Source organism: Sphingomonas sp. IC4-52, assembly GCF_020707225.1.
In the GTDB taxonomy this organism is placed as follows: Bacteria; Pseudomonadota; Alphaproteobacteria; order Sphingomonadales; family Sphingomonadaceae; genus Sphingomonas.
Genome location: NZ_JAJFEU010000001.1, coordinates 804057 through 824075, shown reverse-complemented (window position 1 = coordinate 824075; position 20019 = coordinate 804057). Strand labels below are relative to the sequence as shown.

18 protein-coding genes and 1 tRNA gene are annotated in these 20019 nt (G+C 64.1%); 12 read left to right on the top strand and 7 right to left on the bottom strand.

Annotated elements, in window-relative coordinates:
* Positions 1-137: 137 nt before the first annotated feature.
* Positions 138-1283 (bottom strand): aspartyl/asparaginyl beta-hydroxylase domain-containing protein, encoded by a 1146-nt coding sequence (locus LK535_RS04085; protein WP_415837096.1) that lies wholly within the window; start codon positions 1281-1283, stop codon positions 138-140.
* A 52-nt stretch (positions 1284-1335) separates the two neighbouring features.
* Entirely contained in the window at positions 1336-3654 is a 2319-nt protein-coding gene (locus LK535_RS04080; protein WP_227770586.1) for an ATP-dependent helicase, read from the bottom strand.
* A gap of 192 nt (positions 3655-3846) precedes the next feature.
* On the opposite strand from LK535_RS04080, the gene LK535_RS04075 reads away from it, so the two are divergent.
* Positions 3847-4248: a GFA family protein gene (locus LK535_RS04075; protein ID WP_227770585.1), complete on the top strand. Its 402-nt coding sequence runs from the start codon at positions 3847-3849 to the stop codon at positions 4246-4248.
* A gap of 137 nt (positions 4249-4385) precedes the next feature.
* Complete coding sequence (locus LK535_RS04070) at positions 4386-5684, top strand: MFS transporter (protein ID WP_227770584.1); 1299 nt, start codon at positions 4386-4388, stop codon at positions 5682-5684.
* 112 nt (positions 5685-5796) lie between these two features.
* Here the strand turns inward: LK535_RS04070 and rsmD are convergent, their stop codons facing one another.
* Both rsmD and LK535_RS04060 read right to left on the bottom strand, forming a co-directional pair.
* Entirely contained in the window at positions 5797-6336 is a 540-nt protein-coding gene (gene rsmD / locus LK535_RS04065; protein ID WP_227770583.1) for a 16S rRNA (guanine(966)-N(2))-methyltransferase RsmD, read from the bottom strand.
* Positions 6336-7418 carry a pseudouridine synthase gene (locus LK535_RS04060; protein ID WP_227770582.1) on the bottom strand — a complete coding sequence of 361 codons (1083 nt, stop codon included), beginning with the start codon at positions 7416-7418 and terminating at the stop codon, positions 6336-6338. The genes rsmD and LK535_RS04060 overlap by 1 nt, the downstream gene beginning before the upstream one ends.
* 112 nt (positions 7419-7530) lie before the next feature.
* Between LK535_RS04060 and LK535_RS04055 the strand changes: the two genes are divergently transcribed.
* The 8 genes from LK535_RS04055 (at position 7531) to LK535_RS04020 (ending at position 15176) form a co-directional block, all read left to right on the top strand.
* Complete coding sequence (locus tag LK535_RS04055) at positions 7531-7989, top strand: response regulator (RefSeq protein ID WP_227770581.1); 459 nt, start codon at positions 7531-7533, stop codon at positions 7987-7989.
* Positions 7990-8612: 623 nt separating this feature from the next.
* Positions 8613-8697: transfer RNA gene (locus LK535_RS04050), tRNA-Leu, on the top strand.
* A gap of 61 nt (positions 8698-8758) precedes the next feature.
* Positions 8759-10423, top strand: coding sequence for a trigger factor (tig, locus tag LK535_RS04045; protein ID WP_227770580.1), 1665 nt, complete (start codon positions 8759-8761; stop codon positions 10421-10423).
* Between the two features lie 147 nt (positions 10424-10570).
* The gene (locus LK535_RS04040) at positions 10571-11503 is read left to right on the top strand and encodes a glycosyltransferase family 2 protein (RefSeq protein ID WP_227770579.1); all 933 of its coding nucleotides are present in this window, start codon (positions 10571-10573) and stop codon (positions 11501-11503) included.
* A 41-nt stretch (positions 11504-11544) separates the two neighbouring features.
* Positions 11545-12339 carry a MipA/OmpV family protein gene (locus tag LK535_RS04035; RefSeq protein WP_227770578.1) on the top strand — a complete coding sequence of 265 codons (795 nt, stop codon included), beginning with the start codon at positions 11545-11547 and terminating at the stop codon, positions 12337-12339.
* A gap of 66 nt (positions 12340-12405) precedes the next feature.
* Positions 12406-13095 carry an ATP-dependent Clp protease proteolytic subunit gene (locus tag LK535_RS04030; protein WP_294443463.1) on the top strand — a complete coding sequence of 230 codons (690 nt, stop codon included), beginning with the start codon at positions 12406-12408 and terminating at the stop codon, positions 13093-13095.
* 78 nt (positions 13096-13173) lie between these two features.
* A complete protein-coding gene (gene clpX, locus LK535_RS04025; RefSeq protein WP_227770577.1) occupies positions 13174-14442 on the top strand; it encodes an ATP-dependent Clp protease ATP-binding subunit ClpX in 1269 nt (422 codons plus the stop codon).
* A 233-nt stretch (positions 14443-14675) separates the two neighbouring features.
* A complete protein-coding gene (locus LK535_RS04020) occupies positions 14676-15176 on the top strand; it encodes a GNAT family N-acetyltransferase (RefSeq protein WP_227770576.1) in 501 nt (166 codons plus the stop codon).
* On the opposite strand, the gene LK535_RS04015 is transcribed toward LK535_RS04020, so the two are convergent.
* The 3 genes from LK535_RS04015 to LK535_RS04005 all read right to left on the bottom strand — a co-directional run bounded on the left by LK535_RS04015 (position 15177) and on the right by LK535_RS04005 (position 18630).
* A complete protein-coding gene (locus LK535_RS04015) occupies positions 15177-16148 on the bottom strand; it encodes an alpha/beta hydrolase (protein WP_227770575.1) in 972 nt (323 codons plus the stop codon).
* Positions 16149-16208: 60 nt separating this feature from the next.
* Positions 16209-17288 (bottom strand): 1,9-bis(guanidino)-5-aza-nonane synthase, encoded by a 1080-nt coding sequence (locus LK535_RS04010; protein WP_227770574.1) that lies wholly within the window; start codon positions 17286-17288, stop codon positions 16209-16211.
* A gap of 109 nt (positions 17289-17397) precedes the next feature.
* A complete protein-coding gene (locus LK535_RS04005; RefSeq protein ID WP_227770573.1) occupies positions 17398-18630 on the bottom strand; it encodes a type III PLP-dependent enzyme in 1233 nt (410 codons plus the stop codon).
* A gap of 197 nt (positions 18631-18827) precedes the next feature.
* Here LK535_RS04005 and LK535_RS04000 point away from each other — a divergent pair, with 197 nt between their 5' ends.
* Both LK535_RS04000 and LK535_RS03995 read left to right on the top strand, forming a co-directional pair.
* Positions 18828-19757: a threonine/serine dehydratase gene (locus LK535_RS04000; protein WP_227770572.1), complete on the top strand. Its 930-nt coding sequence runs from the start codon at positions 18828-18830 to the stop codon at positions 19755-19757.
* A gap of 64 nt (positions 19758-19821) precedes the next feature.
* Entirely contained in the window at positions 19822-19989 is a 168-nt protein-coding gene (locus LK535_RS03995) for a hypothetical protein (RefSeq protein WP_227770571.1), read from the top strand.
* Positions 19990-20019: the final 30 nt, after the last annotated feature.

Genomic DNA, 20019 nt, shown 5'->3' with positions numbered 1-20019 from the left:
GAGTGGGCAAGGGGAGGATACGGCCGCCCAGCAATATCGTTCCTGAACAGGAGGTCGCGCCGATCGGAAGCGAATCGCGGCACCTGAACCGCTCAATCCCGACGCACCGTCACCCTCCCAGCATTCTCTCGGCCAGATCAGCCCTGATCCATCATCGGGGCCCCATAAGCGTCGATGGCTTCGAACAAACGGGTCAATTCAATCCGCTCCGCCTCATCGATCTCGGGCTTCCAGATCTCGAACAGCAGGACGGTGCGGGTTTCCGTTCCCCTGTTCCATGCCTCATGTTCAAACGAATCGTCGAAGATCACCAACTCGCCTTCGCGCCATTCGTGCACGTCGGCGCCGACGCGCAGGCCACATCCGGGGGGCGCAATGATCGGCAAGTGACAGATCAGGCGCGTGTTGAGCAGGCCGTGGTGCGGCTGGATGTGCGCGCCCGGCGTCAATCGCGAGAACAGCGCCATTGGGGAGCGGCCGGCAATGCGCGGGATCGGCAATTTGGCAAGCGCCGCCATGGTGGCGGGAAAGCGGGCAGCATTGGCCTCCACTATCTCGCCGCCGCGCCACAGATGAAGTGCGCTCCAGGCGGGGTCGTCGAGCAGGGGATTGTTCGGCAGCGGCCGATCCGGGTCGCCCTCCACGTAAGGGGCGAAGCCCTCCGTCACGGCTTCGAGCTCCGCCCGGATCGCCGGCGTGTCCGCTTCCAACTCAGCGATCCAGGCAAATTCGTCGCGCGAATAGAAGGCGCGTTGCGGCAATCCTTCGAAATAGAACATGCTTGGCTGTTGCAGGTGCAATTCCCGCCGGCCGAGCAGCAGATCGATCGACTGCGCCACCCGGGGCGCCTGCGGGCTGGCGATCGCAGTCTCGACATGCGCCGTGAACCGCTCGCTCGCCTCGCGCTTGAATAACTCCGCCTGTCGCAGCAGCGGGTGCAGTGATTGCGGTACATCCCGCGTGACCGCGGCCTGATTGAGCGCTGCGGTATAGAAGTTAGAAGCAGCGCGATCGTCCCCGTCCAGCCGCTTGCGATCGCCCATCAGCAGCAGCGCGGCGACGTGTCGCGGCTGTTCTCGCAGCTGGGCCTGCAAGGCCTGGGTCTCTGCCGCCGTGTCCCCGGCCATCCGGCAGGCCTGCGCCAGCGCCAGCCAGGGCAGCGGAAAGCCCTCCGGCTGCGATGCGATGATGCGGTCGAAACTGGCGCGCGCAGCCCCGCCGTCCCCGCGCCGCAGCGCCTCCACCCCTTGTCTGGCGAGGTGTTCGGCTTCGGCGCGGGTCATGGTCATGCCGCTTCTATCGCGGCTCCATTCGGCCCCGTAAAGCAGGCCGGCGTCATGGTAGCGAGACGAAACTGTCCATCACGCGCTTGTGCCCGGCCTTCTCGAATTCGATCTCCAGCTTGTTACCCTCAATGCTTTCGATCGTGCCGTAACCGAACTTCTGGTGGAACACGCGCAGACCGACGGAAAGGTCGGAACGGCCCTTGTTCCCCAGGCTGACCGATGGCGCGCGGCTTTCCACCACGCGGGTCGGTTCGCGGTTGAAGGTGCGGCTCTGCCAATCACCGCCCGGCTTGCCGCCAAGCGTGCCCGCCGCCCGCTGCCATCCCGGGCCCCGCCCGGTGCCGCGCCCGACATCGGAGAACGGGTCGGCCCGCTCGGACCAATTTGCCCGCCACAGGCTTTCGCCGCCGCTCATGGTGGTTTCGCTGTCCACGTGATCCGCCGGCAGTTCGCCTACAAAGCGCGAGGGGATGGAGCTGGTCCATTGGCCATAGATACGGCGGTTCGCAGCATGCAGGATCACCGCCCGCCGCCGCGCGCGCGTGATCGCGACATAGGCTAGGCGGCGCTCCTCCTCCAGGCTGCGGGTGCCGCCTTCGTCCAGCGCGCGCTGGGACGGGAAGATTCCTTCTTCCCAGCCGGCGAGGAACACGGTGTCGAATTCCAGGCCCTTCGCCGCGTGGATGGTCATGATCGTGACCTTGGGATCCTCGCGCGCGCCCTCATTGTCCATCACCAGGCTGACATGCTCAAGGAACGCGCCGAGGCTTTCATATTCCTCCATCGCGCGGACCAATTCGCTGAGGTTCTCCAGCCGGCCGGCCGCTTCGGTCGATTTCTCAGCCTGCCACATCGCGGTATAGCCGGATTCGTCCAGGATCTGCCGGGCCAACTCGGCATGAGGCAGATCGCGCGCCATGTCGCGCCAGCGGGCCACATCGCCGATGAAATTGCCAAGCGCACGTCGCGCCTGCGGGGTCAGCTCGTCCGTGTCGAGAATACGGGCGGCCGCAAGGCTCAGCGGCAAGCCTTCCGCGCGGGCGAGCTGATGCAGTTTCGCGATTGCCTTGTCGCCAAGTCCTCGCTTGGGCGTGTTGACGATCCGCTCGAAGGCGAGATCGTCCGCCGGCTGGTTGACGATACGCAGATAAGCCAGCGCGTCGCGGATTTCCTGGCGCTCATAGAAGCGGAAGCCGCCAACGATACGGTACGGCATGCCGATCGCGATGAAGCGATCTTCGAACTCGCGGGTCTGATGCTGGGCGCGCACCAGGATAGCGATATCGTCCAGTGACTTGTCGCCGTCCGACCGAAATGCCCGTTGGCAGGCCTCGATTTCGTCGCCAACGCGCCGGGCCTCCTCCGGCCCGTCCCAGACGCCGATCACGCGAACCTTCTCGCCAACGTCCAGTTCGGTCCACAGTGACTTGCCTAGGCGTCCGGAATTATTGCCGATCACGCCGCCGGCCGCGCCCAGGATGTGTGGCGTGGAGCGGTAGTTCTGCTCCAGCCGGATAACCTTGGCGCCGGGAAAGTCCTTCTCGAACTTCAGGATATTCTCCACCTGCGCGCCGCGCCACGAATAGATCGACTGATCGTCGTCACCCACGCAACAGATGTTGCGCCGTTCCTGCGCCAGCAGCCGCAGCCAGAGATATTGGACGGAGTTGGTGTCCTGGTATTCGTCCACCATGATGTAGCGAAAGCGCTGCTGATATTGCTCCAGCACCCCGCGATTGGTCTTCAGGATCGTCAGGACGTGGAGCAGCAGGTCGCCGAAATCGCAGGCGTTCACTGCCTTCAGGCGATCCTGATATTGTTCATACAGCTCGCCGCCGCGGCCGTTACCGTAGCGCTCGCTTTCTCCGGCATCGATCTCGCGCGGGGTCAGCCCCTTGTTCTTCCACTCGTCGATCAGCCCGGCGAGGCTGCGCGCCGGGAAGCGCTTCTCGTCGATGTCCGCCGCAACGATCAGCTGCTTTAGCAGGCGCAGCTGATCGTCGGTGTCCAGAATGGTAAAATTGTTCTGCAATCCGACCAGTTCGGCGTGCCGGCGCAGCATCTTCGCGCCGATGGCGTGGAACGTGCCCAGCCACGGCATTCCTTCCACAGCGTCTCCGACCAGACGGCCGACCCGTTCGCGCATCTCGCGCGCGGCCTTGTTGGTGAAGGTCACCGACAGGATCTCGCTGGGGTAAGCGCGCCGGGTATAGAGCAGGTGAGCAAGCCGGGCGGTCAGCGCTGCGGTCTTGCCCGTGCCAGCGCCGGCGAGCACGAGCACTGGCCCGTCGGTGGTGAGCACCGCCTCACGCTGCTGCGGATTGAGGCCCCTGAGATACGGAGGGTCGGCAAGCTGGGTATCGGTCACCCACGAACAGTTAGGGAACGAGAGCCACGTGAGCAAGCGCGAGCCGATGAGGCGCGTGCATCTTCAAGGCCGGCAGGGCCGGGCCCTTAGGGGCACGATCGGACGTACTTCGCGCACGATCGCGCTCCCGGAATGCATATTGCAGGGTGTCACCATCTATGAGAACATAGTAGAAACACGCAGGAGGGTTCGATGGCGACGACAGGCAAATGTCACTGTGGTGCAGTCAGCTGGTCCGCCGAGGGCGAGCCGGAGCATCACGCGATCTGTCACTGCGACGATTGCCGGCGCTGGTCCGGTGCGCCGGCCGTCGGCTGGATCGCGTGGCAGGCGGATCGTGTCACGATAGACGGTCAAACAACGACCTATCATTCTTCCGAACATGGCACGCGTGAGTTCTGCGGCACCTGTGGTACCGGGCTGTTCTACCGCAATCCCGAAGCGCTGCCGGGGATTGTCGACATTCATTCGGGGACGCTGGACGATCCCGAAGGCCAGCCGCCGGGCGCGCAGATCATGGTCAAGGATCGCCTGAGCTGGACGGCCGGCATCTCCGAACTTCCCGCTTTTCAAACCTATCCCGGTATGGACTGATTTAGAGAAGTTTGGTTCTCCCCAAAGGACGGCGGAGCCGGACGGACGGTAGTTGCCAGCAACTCCCGGCCCGTGCCGGCCAGGGTATCGCGCAGGCACGATGTTGACGCCGGCCATCGGCGGGAGGAGAGGGGGCCATGACGACGACTGCGACCAGCGCCAATTCTCCTCGCCGTGTCCTGCTGGCGAGTTTCGTCGGCACCGGGGTCGAATTCTACGACTTCTATATCTACGCGACCGCGGCGAGCCTCGTATTCGGACAGATCTTCTTCCCGGTGGCGGAGCCGGGCATGCAACAGATGGCCAGCTTTGCCACCTTGGCTGTGGCCTTTTTCGCTCGTCCCGTCGGGGCCGCTTTCTTTGGACATTTTGGCGATCGCATCGGGCGCAAGTCCACGCTCATCGCCAGCCTGCTCACCATGGGTCTGTCCACCACATTGATCGCTTTCCTGCCGACCTATGCCGATGCCGGATGGTGGGCCCCGCTCATTCTTTGCCTGCTGCGATTCGGGCAAGGCTTCGGCTTGGGTGGCGAGTGGGGCGGCGCGGCCCTGCTTGCGGTGGAAAACGCGCCGCCGGGGTGGCGTGCACGGTTCGGCAGTGCGCCGCAGATGGGCGCGCCTGCCGGCTTTATTGCGGCCAACGGGCTGTTTCTGCTTCTCGGACTTTGGCTGACGGCTGAACAGTTTCGCGAATGGGGCTGGCGTATCCCCTTCCTGATCAGCGCCCTCCTTGTTGGCCTCGGCTTGTGGATCCGGTTGAAGCTCACGGAGACGGCGGAGTTTGCGGCTGCGCTGGAGGAAGCGCCCCCGCCCGCGGTGCCCTTCGCTGAGCTGGTCCGCCACCATGGAGTAGCGACGATCGCCGGTACGATCGGCGCAATCGCTTGCTTTGCGCTCTACTACATCACCACCGCCTTCACGCTGGGCTACGGCACCAAGACGCTTGGCTATTCGATGCAATCCATGCTGCTGGTTCAGCTTGGCGCCATCCTGTTCATGGCGCTGGGCATTTACGGCTCGGCATGGCTCGCGGACCGCAAGTTCGATGAGCGTCGCGTGCTTGCCGGTGGTTGCGTCGGCGTGGTGATTGCCGGGCCGCTGTTGGGGCCGATGCTGGGATCGGGCTCGCTACTGCTGGTGTTCGCTTATCTTTCGCTGGCATTGTTGCTGATGGGCTTTGTCTATGGGCCGCTCGGTGCCTGGCTGCCCGGTCTGTTCCCGCCGCGAGTCCGGTACACAGGCGCGTCGATGGCCTTCAACATTGCCGGCGTCCTTGGTGGCGGTCTTACGCCGCTGTTCGCGCAGGCGCTGGCAGAAAACGTGGGGCTTGCCGCTGTTGGCTGGTACGGCAGCGTTGCAGCCGCATTGAGCCTCGTGGCCCTGATCGCGACTCGGCCGCGCGCTCGCACGCATGCGGTGGTCGTTCAGCCATGAACGGTCGCGGCAGTGCCACCGCGAATAGGTCCCGCGGCTTCGCTGCCATCGTACGGGAACAACGCGATGTGGTAAGGCTTCCCACGGCCGCGAGGGCCTATTCGATCAGGCACTAGGCCCGACGAAGCAGAGTCAATCTGGCCTTGCCGTACACGCGAGTCGCATCCTCGACAAAGCCATCAACGGCCACTTGCTCGTCACGCGCCGTTTCGATGCTGATCCACGTAGCCGGGCCTGCCCAGCCTAGCCGGCCCAGTTTGTGTAGCGCCACCGCGCCGGCGCCTGTGCTGTACGGCGGGTCCATCATGATCAGGTCCATGGGCGCACGTGCCGGTCCCAGTGCCAGCACGCTACCAGCGCGCACCTCTGTGCTCGGCGCAGCAAAGGTCGCAATGTTAGCGCGCAACGCGTCAAGCGCGTCGCGATCCTGTTCAACGAACAGGCACGATGCGGCACCACGCGACAGCGCTTCAAGGCCAAGAGCGCCCGATCCCGCGAAGAGATCGGCCACTGACAACCCTTCGAAACTGCCGAGGCGGCTGACGAGCATCGAGAACAGAGCCTCACGGGTGCGATCCGCGGTCGGCCTTGTCGTGTCGCCCTTGGGAGAGACAAGTCGTCGTCCACGCCACTGTCCCGCGATAATGCGCATCAGCGGGAGCCTTTCGGCTTTGTGGGCCGTGTCGGACGAGGCTTGGCAGGGCGCGGCGCCTCTTCGCCACGATCCTGTCGGAAAGAGCGCGTCCGTGCACCCCGGCTGCCGCTGTCACGAACGGCAAGAGAGCCGTCTGCTCGGCGCCGCGGACCCTTTACGGGCTTTGCTGCCGCCTTTCGCTCGCCGACTTCCTCGGCCTTGCGCGGTACCGTGCGTTGCGGCGCAGCGATGGCACGTGCTGCTGGCCTCTCTTTATGAACCTGCGCCTGCTGCCCCTCAACGGGGGCGACGCCGCGGCGCCGCGCCGGCTGGGGCAGTCCACGTCGGGTCGGGTCAGCCTGGAATGCTTCCACGTCGTGGCGCCGCACTTCCCCGATCTGACCTGGTGCAAGGTCACCGAGAACGAACGGGCCATAGCGGGTTCGGATCAGGCGGCTCACCTGCAGGCCGAGATGTTCCAGGACTCGCCTAACCTCGCGGTTTTTGCCCTCTTTCAGGACCAGTTCGATCCAGAGATTGGCCCCCGTGCGACGTTCGATGTTCGCGTCGATGGAGCCATAGCGGACGCCCTCGATTTCTACGCCGTGGATGAGTTCCTCCAGCTGAGGCTGGCTCACCTTGCCGTAAGCACGAGCGCGGTAAGCGCGCTCGACCCCGGTCGCGGGCAACTCGAGCTGACGCTTCAAGCCACCATCAGTGGTCATCAACAGAAGGCCTTCGGTATTCAGATCAAGGCGACCCACTGGCATCAGTCTCGGCAGGCCCTTTGGCAGCCGGTCGTAGATTGTCGGGCGGCCTTTCGGGTCGCGCTCGGTCGTCAACACGCCCGTAGGCTTGTGGAATAAATAGAGGCGGGCTGGCTCGGGAGCGGCAACCGGAGCGCCATCAACAGTGACGCCTTCCAGAGAAGGCAGGAGGGTGGCGGGCGTTTCCACTGGCACACCAGCCAGGGCGACTCGGCCGTCGGCGATCATGCGTTCAATCTCGCGTCGCGAAGCGACCCCGGCGCGGGCGAGGAGCTTGGCAATGCGGTGCAGTGGCGCCGTGGACGGCGATCCGGCGCGGGAGGAACTCGACATGTCGCACCTGATACATGCGTTGTGCGCCTGCGGCGAAATTATTTGCGTCGCAGCGGGTTCAGCAGCGTTATCTGGTCAGGCGTGAACCGTAGCGGACTTTGCGGAACTGGTGATGATTTTCAGCCGGAAAAAGAGGTCGATCGTACGGCTCCTGGTGGTGGAGGACGAGCCTCTGGTCGCGTTTGACACCGAGCATGTGCTGAGCGAACAGGATTATGAGATCATTGCTACGGTCGATCGTGTCGCAGACGCGGTTGCGATCCTCAACAAGGCCTCCGACATTCATCTCGTGCTCGCAGATTTGGCGCTTGCCGACGGCAGCGGAATCGAGGTGGCACGCACTGCCGTTCAGTTGGGAATCCCGGTTATGTTCGTGACCGGAAACTGTCCCGGCGACGCCGAAGCGCTGGCGGTTGGCTGCTTGTCGAAGCCGTATGCGCCTCGTGACTTGTTGGCTGCGATTGGCGCCGTCGAAGCTGCGCGAGAAGGCAAGACACCTCGGCGACTGCCACGCGGCTTCCGTCTGTTCAGTCCCGCACCCACCGCAGGTGGAGTCGCTGTGATCAGGTGATCACCATCTGCATCTAAATGAACTCACGGACCGCCGCCTACAGCTGACGCGAGCTTACCGGTTCCCCGCGGTATGGCTATGAAGTTCTGCCAAGCGCTACACTCGATCACGTCAGTTGAGCCGCGGATCGTCGGAGCTCTCACCTGGACCGTCGGGCTCACTGAATCGTGCCGGAGCATCATGCGGCTCGACGGGCACACCATCTTCCACCGCTTCGTTCCGGGCTGCACCTTGGCCTTCAATATCGGTGCGAGCAGCGTCGTCCCAGGCAGCCGGAGCGCTGTCCGGCGACTGGTCTACTCCGTCTTCTGGCATGCTATCGGGGTGCGGGTCTCCGCCTTGTTCTATCATGTCACACGCTCGGCTGGATGGGAGTTGGATCGTTGCCTGGCGCGGCGGGGGCGGGCTGGTCAAAGTCCGGGCTCGGAGGGGTAACCTCGGGCGGCGGTGAAGTCGGCTCGGCCGGCTGACTTGGCGGCACGGGTTGTTCAGGTGGGGGCGTTGTGGCCATTGTTGTTCGTCCTTTTCCCTCCAACAACGCGCGATCGTTCGTCCTGGTTGCTGGCAAAGCTTGCGGGGAGGCGCCGCGCGGTATAGAGGCCCGCGACCGGCGGTGCCTTTATGCGGGCGTGGCGGAACTGGTAGACGCGCTGGATTTAGGTTCCAGTATCGCAAGATGTGGGGGTTCGAGTCCCTTCGCCCGCACCAGTTTATCCGCGGCGTGCCCGCGGACAGGCACCATCCACGAAATTCTTTTCAAGGCACGAAGATGCAGACTGTCGAGACGTTGAACGAGGGCCTGAAGCGCGCCTACACGCTGACCATTCCCGCCAAGGATATCGAGTCCCGCGTTGATGCCGAGCTGGCACGTGTCGCGCCGCAGGTGCGGATGCCCGGCTTCCGCCCGGGCAAGGTTCCGGCCAACTTGGTACGCAAGATGCATGGTCCGGCGCTGATGCAGGACGCGCTCAACACGTCAATTCAGGAAAGCATCCAGGCGCTGATCGCCGAGAAGCAGCTCCGTCCCGCTGTTCAGCCGTCGGTCGCCCTGACTGAAGGATATGAGCCAGGCAAGGATGCCGAGCTGAAGATCGAGCTCGAAGTGCTGCCGCAGGTGCCGGCGCCGGCCATTGAGGGTCTCAAGCTCGAGAAGCTGGTCGTACCGGCGGCCGACGAGGTAATCGACGAACAGCTTCAGAAGTTTGCCGATCAGACCAAGAGCTGGGACGACACCGAAGAGGGCTACGCCGCGCAGAACGGTGATCTGGTCACGATGGACTTCGTCGGCAAGACGATGGACGGCGTTGCCTTTGATGGTGGCACGGGCACCGACATGGCTGTGGAGCTCGGCTCCGGCCGCCTGATCCCGGGCTTTGAGGATCAGGTTGTTGGCGCGAAGGCCGGCGAAGAGCGTCAGATCAAGGTGACCTTCCCTGAAGAGTATCAGGCGAAGGAACTGGCTGGTCAGGACGCGACCTTCGATCTCACCATCAAGTCGGTAAAGACGGCAGGTGAGGCCAAGGTTGACGAGGATCTGGCGAAGAACCTCGGCCTCGAGAGCCTAGAGCAGCTGCGCGGCCTGATCCGCGGCCAGGTCGAGAGCGAGCTCGGCAACCTCACCCGCACCCACATGAAGCGCAAGCTGCTCGACCAGCTCGCCGCCGGCCACGATTTCGAAGTGCCGCCCTCGATGGTCGAGGCCGAGTTCCAGCAGATCTGGGCGCAGCTCGAGCATGAAGCGACCCATGAGCCGGATCCTAAGGCGGCCATGGAGGAGATGGAGAAGGAGCGCGACGATTACCGCAAGATCGCCGAGCGCCGTGTCCGTCTGGGCCTGCTGCTGAGCGAGATCGGCCAGGCGAATGGCGTCGAAGTGACGCAGCAGGAAATGAGCCGCCTGATCGCGCAGGCCGCCCAGCAGTATCGCGGCGAGGACCAGCAGCGCTTCATCCAGTACATCCAGCAGGAACCGATGGCTGCTGCCCAGCTGCGCGCGCCGCTGTACGAGGACAAGGTCGTCGACTTCCTGTTCGAGAAGGCCGAGGTGACCGAGCGCGAAACGACCCGCGAGGAGCTGGAAGCCGCGATCGAGAGCGAGGACGGTTTCGCGACCGGCACGCACCATCACGATCACGACAACCACAAGCCCAAGCAGAAGAAGGCCGCTTCCAAGAAGAAGGCCGACGAAGCTCCAGCCGAAGACGCTGCGACTGCGGATGGCGAAGAGGTGAAGCCGGCAAAGAAGACGGCGAAGAAGAAGGCGGCTGAGCCTGCCGCGGAAGCAGAAGAGGCCGAGGCTGCTGCTCCTGCCAAGAAGCCGGCTGCGAAGAAGGCGGCCAAGGCGACGACGCAGGACGACGGAGCGACTGCCGACGTAGAAGCAAAGCCCGCCAAGAAGACGGCGAAGAAGAGCACCGCCAAGTCCGAGGGCTAACCTCCGGTTCGGCCATCATCCCATGCCGTTCGCCCGGCGCTTGTCGAACGGGCGTTCTTTTCCCTAGAATGACAGCACCTTCAGGGCCGCAGCGATGAACTCATCGCTGCGGCCTTGTCCGGTTTAGTCCGAACGGATCGGGATCACGTGAAGTACGAGCCAACGATCGCGGTACTGCTGCCGTGCTACAATGAAGAGGCCGCGATTGCGCAGACGATCGCCGGGTTCCGTTCCGCGCTGCCGTCCGCCAAAATTTACGTCTATGACAACAACTCGGCCGATCGGACCGTAGAGGTGGCCCGGGCTGCCGGCGCGACCGTCCGGACCGAGCGCATCCAGGGAAAAGGGGCGGTTGTCCGTCGCATGTTCGGCGACATCGATGCCGACGTTTACGTGATGGCAGATGGTGATGCGACATATGACTCCTCGTCCGCGCCGGCGCTTGTGCAGCGCATGCTTGATGAACAGCTCGACATGGTCGTCGGTTGTCGCGTCGGCGAAGCCGCGGCCGCCTACCGCCGGGGTCACCGTTTCGGCAATGCTATGCTCACGGGCATGCTCGCGCAGCTGTTTGGCCGCAGCTTCACGGACATTCTCAGTGGCTATCGTGTGTTCTCGCGCCGGTTCGTAAAGAGCTTTCCGGTGCTGTCGGTCGGATTCGAGATCGAGACCGAGATCTCAGTTCATGCACTCGAACTGAAAATGCCTGTGGGTGAGCTGGAGACCCCATATTTTGCGCGGCCGGAAGGGTCGGTGTCGAAGCTCAGCACCTATCGCGACGGGTGGCGCATCCTTGGCACGATTGCGACCCTCTACAGGATCGAAAGACCGCTGTGGTTCTACGGGGCTTTTGGCGCGGCGCTGCTGGCTCTCGCGATCATTCTCGCGATGCCGCTGGCGATCACTTATGCACAGACGGGTCTCGTGCCCCGCTTCCCAACTGCCATCTTGGCAACCGGCCTTACTATATTGGCCGCTTTGTCTGTGTTTGCCGGATTGATCCTGGATACCGTGGTGCGTGGCAGGCTTGAAGTGCGTCGACTAGCCTATCTCGCGTACCGAGCGCCCGGCGAACACTAATCTAGCTAGTCTATATCAAACAACTGGCTTAGGCTGAGGTCATGGCAACATTGCACTTCGGCCGGCTTGCGGCCCTTTTCGCCCTTGGTGCAGCTTGGGCGACAGGCGTCGCCGCTCAGGAACAACCGCGCCGAACCAGGATCGCTCTCGGGCCGCAACTTGTCCCTCGCTATCCTGGATCGGACGAAGTGGTGGTTCGGCCCTTCATCGATTTCAGCCGTGCGCGCGGCGATGCACCTTTCCGGTTCGAGGCTGCGGACGAGAGCTCGGGCTTTCCGGTATTTTCCACTAACGGCTTTTCCTTTGGGCCGGCGGTGGGCTTCGAAGGCTCGCGCCGCACCCGTGAAGTGCCAGGTGTGCCAAAGGTCGGCTTCACGGTTGAAGCGGGCGCCTTCGTCCAATATCAATTCACCGCGCCAGTCCGTGCTCGGGTAGAGCTTCGGCAAGGCCTCGGCGGTCACAAGGGGCTCATCGGGATGGCCGGCATCGATTATGTAGCCCGTGATCGCGACGAGTGGCTGTTCGCCATCGGCCCGCGTGTTACTTACTCGGGTGGCAAGTATCAGCGAGCGTACTTCGGTGTCCCCGAGCAATCTGTGGCATCATCGGGGTTGCCGGCGTTTCGTCCCTCCGGTGGCATCCACGCCATCGGCGCGAACGCGAGCTACCTGATGCAACTCAGCCCGCGATGGGGCATCTACGCTTACGGCAAATATGATCGGCTGGTGAATGACGCCGGCGACTCGCCCGTTGTTGCGCGCTACGGTTCGCGGGACCAATGGTCGGGCGGCTTGGCACTGACCTATACAATTTTCGGGCGTAGCAAGGACCAATAGGCAGGGCTTGAAGTCGCGCCACCCGCGCGCGACATAGGTGCTCCTGAGGCATAAGAGAGAGTTTTCATGCACAATCCGTTCGAGACCGGCGACTTCGCAGGCGCCCTGGCGCGCGCCGGAGTCGGTATGCAGCAGACGCAGGCCGGCCTCGTTCCCATCGTGATCGAGCAGTCGAACCGCGGCGAGCGTTCGTTCGACATCTTCAGCCGCCTGCTGCGCGAGCGCATCGTCTTCGTCACGGGTGGCGTGGAGGACGGCATGGCCAGCCTCATCACCGCTCAGCTGCTGTTCCTTGAGTCGGAGAATCCGAAGAAGGACATCTTCATGTACATCAACTCGCCGGGCGGTGTCGTGACGGCGGGCATGGCAATCCATGATACGATGCAGTACATTCGGCCGCGCGTCGGCACGGTGTGCATCGGTCAGGCCGCCTCGATGGGCAGCTTCCTCCTGGCTTCGGGTGAACCCGGCATGCGGGTGGCGCTGACCAACGCGCGGATCATGATCCACCAGCCCTCGGGCGGTGCGCAGGGCATGGCCAGCGACATCGAGATCCAGGCGCGTGAAATTCTGCGCATCCGTAGCCGGATGAACGAGTTGTACGCCAAGTACACCGGTCAGCCGCTCGAGGTGATCGAGAATGCAATGGATCGCGACAAGTTTATGAGCAGCGACGAGGCGAAGGAATTCGGCCTGATCGACGAGGTGTTCGACAAACGGCCTGCCCCGGCCGACGACGTGGCTGCGGCGGCCTGACGCGCGTTAGCCCTTTTCCGGCATTGCCGGATTGTGACCGGCCGGGTTACCATGCCCGGCCGAAAAGGATGTGATTGAATGACCAAGCTCAGCGGCGGTGACTCGAAGAGCACGCTCTATTGCTCGTTCTGCGGCAAGTCGCAGCACGAGGTTCGCAAGCTCATCGCAGGACCGACCGTGTTCATCTGCGATGAATGCGTGGAGCTGTGCAACGATATCATCCGCGAAGAAACCAAGTCCGCGCTCGTCTCGAAGAAGGACGGCGGCGTGCCCACGCCGCAGGAGATCTGCGACGTTCTGGACGATTATGTCATCGGGCAGAAGCAGGCCAAGCGCGTGCTCTCCGTCGCGGTGCACAACCACTACAAGCGGCTGAACCACGGCGCCAAGGGCGCGGACGTGGAACTGGCGAAGTCTAACATCCTGCTCGTCGGCCCCACCGGCTGCGGCAAGACGCTGCTGGCGCAGACGCTGGCGCGCATCCTCGACGTGCCGTTCACCATGGCCGACGCGACGACGCTGACCGAAGCGGGCTATGTCGGCGAGGATGTCGAGAACATCATCCTCAAGCTGCTCCAGGCATCTGACTATAACGTCGAGCGGGCGCAGCGCGGCATCGTCTATATCGACGAGATCGACAAGATCAGCCGCAAGGCCGAGAACCCGTCGATCACGCGCGACGTGTCGGGTGAGGGCGTGCAGCAGGCGCTGCTGAAGCTGATGGAGGGCACCACCGCCTCCGTGCCGCCGCAGGGCGGCCGCAAGCATCCGCAGCAGGAATTCCTGCAGGTCGACACGACGAATATTCTGTTCATCTGCGGCGGCGCCTTCTCGGGCCTTGAGAAGATCATCGGCGATCGTCTGCAGGGCAAGTCGATCGGCTTTGGCGCCTATGTCGCGTCGCCCGAGGAGCGCCGCACAGGTGAGGTGCTGCGCCAGACCGAGCCTGAGGATCTGCTGAAGTTCGGCCTCATTCCTGAGTTCGTCGGCCGCCTTCCCGTGATCGCGACGCTCGAGGATCTCGACGTCACGGCGCTGGTGAAGATCCTGAGCGAGCCGAAGAACGCGCTGGTGAAGCAGTATCAGAAGCTGTTCGACATGGAGGAGGTGAAGCTTGGCTTCACCGACGACGCGCTGGTCACGATTGCGAAGAAGGCAATCGAGCGGAAGACCGGCGCGCGCGGCCTTCGTTCGATCCTGGAGGCGATCCTGCTCGACACGATGTTCGAGTTGCCGGGTATGGACTCGGTGGACGAGGTGATGATCGACAAGGACGTGGTGGAGGGCCGCAAGGAGCCGATCCGCGTCTATACCGAGAAGAAGAAGGCCGGCAGCGACGCGGCGTAAGCGGCGTGATGCAACGGTAACAGACGAAGGGCGCCGAACGATCGGCGCCCTTTTCGTTTGCGGCAGGGTACGCCACGCTGGTGACGAAGCGAGGAGGGTGCGATGATCGGTGGATTCGCAGAACCTGTCAGGCTGCGGGGCGTTCGCCGGTGACCGGGATGCGCATCGCCGGACGGGCGGACCGGGCCCGGGTTTCCACCATGCTTGCTCGGGCATTCGCGGACGACCCCGCGATGAGCTGGATTTTTCCTGATCCGGTCGATCGGGCGCGTCGCTTGCCGCGGCTGTTTGCGCTGCTGTTCGATGAGGACGCTGCCGGCATGCGGATCGTTGCAGGCGGCGCGGAGGCGGCGACCTTGTGGCGGGGGCCGGGGAAGGCAAACACCAGCACCGCGGCGATGCTGAGACAGGCGTGGCCGCTGTGGCGCGCGCTGGGAGCGAACATCCCGCGCGCGCTGAAGGTCTCGAACGCCATAGCGGCACACATGCCGGCCGGCGACTTCTGGTACCTCCACATCGCAGGCTGCGATCCGGCTGCGCAGGGGAAGGGGCTTGGCGGCGCGGTGGTGCGTGCCGGTCTGGCGCGCGCCGCTGGGCGACTGCCCGCTTATCTCGAGACCGCGACCAAGCGGAACCTCGGCTTCTACCGCTCGCTCGGCTTCGACGTTACCGACGAATGGGTGGTGCCGGGGGGCGGGCCGCGCTTCTGGTCGATGCTCCGCCCGCCCGATTGATCACGCAGCGCGCGGCGCCGCGAGCGTCCGCTTCATCCAGCGATCGAACAGGTCCGGCCAGCGCGATCCGGGCAGCTCGGCCGGCAGATACGCTGGACCAAAGCCATGCCCGCCCTCCCCGAAGAAGTGCGCCTCTACCGGAACATCGGCTGCCTGACAGGCCTGCATCATCGACAGCGGCTGCGCGAGCGGGACGACCGGATCGTCGATCGCATGAGCGATGAACACGGGCGGGCTGTCGCGCCGTACACGGCGTGCGGTGTCGAACCGTCCTGCAGCTTCCTTGCCAACCCGCATCACATCGCCGGCGATGACCGGATAGACCAGCCCGGCGAACGCGGGCCGGGCCGAGCCCTCGTCCGCAGCGTCGACCTTGGTGTAGACGGGGTCTTCATGCGCGACCGCCAGGCTCGCCGCGAGCAGGCCGCCGGCCGAGAAGCCGACGATGCCGAGCTTTGCCGGATCAAAGCCATCGATGGGTGCGCGCGCGCGCACCAACCGCATCGCGCGCTGCGCATCCTGCAGCGGCACGTCCTGCGGATCGGCCCAGCCTTCGCCGGGCAGACGATAGCCGAGGACGTAGACCGTCACGCCAAGCGGATTGAAGGTCCGCGCGACGTTGATGCCTTCATTCTCGACGGAGACGAAACGATAGCCACCGCCCGGGATGGCGAGCAGCGCCCGGCCGTCCGGCCGCGGCGCGCGATAGATGCCGACGACCGGGTCGACCACGCCGCGCAGGTGAAGCTCACGGCGTGGCGGGGCGCCGTTCATCGTGAAATCGGGCCGCGGGAGAACCCGCGAGGCACCCGGCGCGCGGCCAGGCCATAATCTGATATGATCGGCCGGAGGCCAGGCGGTCACGGCCCCATCCATTCCCAATTGCTGGGCCGCAGCCTGTGCGGGGGAAAGCGCAGGCATCATCGCGGCGCCAAGCGCGCCGCCAAGCATCATCCGACGATCGATCTGCACCACACCTCTCCCTGTTTCGAGGGAGGGGTGTGGCGCAAACCTGTCGTCAGGCCAAGCCGATCAGGCGAACAGCTTTGCCCAGCCGCGCTTCGCGCGCTCCTTCCAGTAGCCGCGGTGATAGGCGTCGGATGCCAGCAGCGGCATCACCGAGCCGGCTTCCGCGAACACCATCTGCTCGATGCCGGTGTTCACCTTGCCCCACGAGGCGGCTTCCTGCAGCGTCGAGGACGAGCAGGCGCCGTCGCGCACGTCGGCGACGGTGATCTGTACCGCATATTTGTGCACCTCGACATCCTCGTGGCCGAGGATCTCGGCGCAGACGACCGTGTCCTGGATGAAGTTCTTCGGCACGCCGCCGCCGATCATCAGGAGCCCGGTGGTGCCCGCCTTGATCTTGATCTCGGTCAGCTCGCGGAAGTCCGCGACCGCGTCGATCATCATGTAAGGCTTGCCTTCCTTGGCGCGGTCGACCTGATGCTTGACCAACCCGAAGCCGGCCGAGCTGTCGACGAAGGCCGGGCAGAAGATCGGCACGTCATGCTCATAAGCGAGCTTGACGAGGCTGTTCTCCTTCTTGCCGTGCTCGACGAGATACTTGCCCATCTCGCGGATGAAGGCGCGCGACGAATAGGCCTTGGGCTCCAGCTCGTTCGCGATCTTGTTGATCGTGAAGTCGCAGTCCTGGAGCTGCTCCTCGTCGATGTAGGTGTCGTAGATGCGGTCGATGTACAGCGAGCGCAGCGTGTCATCGTCAGGGATTTCAAGCGCTTGATAGTGCTTGTGGCCTAGGCCCTCGAAGAAATCCATGTCAACGATGGTGGCGCCGGTGGCGACGATCACGTCGACCATGTTGTTGCGCACCAGATCGGCGTAGAGATCCATGCAGCCGCCGGCGCTGGTCGATCCGGCGATCACCAGACACACGGTGCAGTCCTTGTCCGCCAGCATCTCGTTGTAGATCTTCGTCGCGCGGCCCAGGTCGCGGCTGGTGAAGCTCATGTCGCTCATCGCATCGACGATCGGGCGTGCGTCGAACGACTTGATGTCGATGTGCTTGACCTGCTTCGACAGCAGTTCCGCCTTGCGGGTGTCGTTGATCGGCGCGTTTGCCGCCGCGGTCTTCGTGAGGGTGTCAGTCATGGGTTGCTTCTCGCATGATGGCACACGTCGTTCGGAAGGGGACGCGTTAACCCGTAAGAACGACGGCGCCCCTGCGAGCGCCGCCGTCTATTCCAATGTAAGCAGTCGGTTACAGCTTTACGACGTTGGAAGCGGCCTCGCGTTCCACCTCGGCGTAGAGCGAGACCATCGGTTCGTCCTCGACGATCACCGTCTCGTCCGATCCGAAGCCGTTGAAGGTCGTGCGCATCGCCGAGCCATAGGCGCCGAGCATGCCGATCTCGATATAATCCCCGGCCGTGATGTCCGCGGGGAGCAGGAACGGGCCTGCCATGTGATCGAGATCGTCGCAGGTCGGGCCGTAGAACGAGAAGGGATGATCGCGAACGGTCGACTGCGGCTCGCGCAGCAGCGTGACCGGGAAGCGCCAGCCGATGTGCGCTGCGTCGAACAGCGCGCCATAGGCGCCGTCGTTGATGTACAGCTCGTTCCCGCGGCGCTTTTCGACGCGAACGACGACGCTGCTGTACTCGGCGCACAGCGCACGGCCCGGCTCCGCCCACAGCTCAGCCGAATAGCTGATCGGCAGGCTCTCGAAGGCGCGGTGGATCGTCTCGAAATAGAGCTCCAGCGGCGGCGGGGCCATGTCCGGGTAGGACGACGGGAAACCACCGCCGACGTCGATCACGTCGACCGTGACGGCCGCGTCAACGATCGCGGCGCGCACGCGCTCCATCGCCTCGGCATAAGCCTCCGGCGTCATTGCCTGGCTGCCGACGTGAAAGCAGATGCCGAGTGCATCAGCCGCCTGACGAGCGGCGAACAGCAGCGGCTTTGCATCCTGCGCCGGCACGCCGAACTTCGACGCGAGGCTGAGCTTCGAATGCTCCGACGACACACGCAGACGGACGCAAAGCGTCAGATCCGACGCATTGCGCGTGGCGCGCATGATCTTGTCGAGCTCTTCGAGCGAATCGAGGCTGAAGACGCGGACGCCGTGCGTGAAATACGCCTCGGCAATCGCTTCCTCGGCCTTCACCGGGTGCATGAAGCACAAGGTGGCTTCCGGCAGCGTGCGCGCGACGAGCCGCACCTCGGCGATCGAGGCGACGTCGAAATGCGTGATCCCGTTGTCCCAGAGGATCTGGATGAGTTCGGGCGACGGATTGGCCTTCACGGCATACATCGACCGGCCCGGGAACTTCTCCACGAAGAACCGGGCGGCGCGTGCCGCGGCGTGCGGACGCACGAGCGTGACCGGCTGGACCGGCTTTGCCTGTGCGATGTCGAGGGCGCTCGAAACAGAGTTGCGAGCAACGGTCGAAAGGGGCGCTAGCCCCAGCGCGCAATGATCCTGATGCAATTCAAGGGACCTCCAATGCCAGAGGGCAAGCCCCCGGTCTTCAGTTGCGAAATCACTGCCTTGCGGTGGAAGTCCCATGGGGCAGCGGAGGCGCGCACTTAGGGTCGCTCACCCCCCGTGTAAAGTGTGTTTTCGCCGGTCCGAAATTGCGGCAAGGACAGGCCGTGACAATCGTGCGACAACCCACCCGCGCCGGTGTGCGCGACGCCGCGGCAAAGATCGCCGCGATCCTCCCGCCAACACCGCTTTTCGTGAGCGAAATCAAAGGCGTGCCTGTTGCCTTCAAGGCAGAGTCGCTGCAGCCCATTGGGGCGTTCAAGATCCGGGGTGCTTGGCACCGATTGACTGCGCTGGACGAGAACGCGCGTTTGCGCGGGGTGGTTGCGTTCTCGAGTGGTAATCACGCGCAGGGAGTCGCGTGGGCGGCAAAGAGACTCGGTATGCCTGCCATCATCGTCATGCCTTTGGACGCGCCCCGCGCGAAGGTGGACGGTACCCTGGCGTTGGGTGCCGAGGTGGTGAGTTATGATCGCCACACAGAATCCCGCGAACAGATCGCGGCCCAATTGGCGGAGGCTCGGGGAGCGACCTTGGTGCCCAGCTTCGACGACGCTTGGATTATCGAAGGCCAAGGCTCCGCTGGGATCGAGATAGCGTCACAGCTGGAGGCGATGGGCTCGGGTGAACCGACTCATATAGTGGTGCCGTGCGGGGGCGGGGGGCTTGCAGCCGGTCTGGCGCTCGCGCTTCCTCATGCGTCGATTACCGTCGCAGAGCCCGAAGGATGGGACGATATGCGGCGAAGCCTGGAGGCAAGCTGGATCCTTCCCGTCGGTGATGCGCCGCCTTCGACCAGTTGCGACGCGCTGATGACCAAGGAAGTCTCGCCGCTGACCTTTGACGTATTGTCACGCCGTGACGCGACCGGAGTGGCGGTGTCTGAGTCTCATGTTAAAGCGGCACAGCGCTGGGCGGCCGAGCGGCTTCGTCTGGTCGTTGAACCGGGCGGCGCCGTGGCGCTTGCGGCTCTGCTGGCTGGGGAGGTTGCGCCATCGCCTGGGATGGTGGTGATCCTGTCCGGCGGCAACGTCGACATTGATGCATATGCCCGGGCGATCGGCTCGTGATTGTCCGGCCGGCAGCATAGGTGACGCGCTTTGCCGTGGCGGCGCCGAACGATAAGGGGACGCCATGAATTCGATCGCCAGCGCCGCCCCCGCCGCCGCCATGTTAGCCGCCTTCGCCTGTCTGTTCGGTGGGGGCTGGCTGATCAAAACCGGGCAAGATCCGAAGCGCGGATGGTTGATGATCGTGATGGCGACGGTGCTGGTCGGCAACGTGCTGATCTGGACGCTCTAAGCCGGGTACGTTCAGCACTTACTGACACCG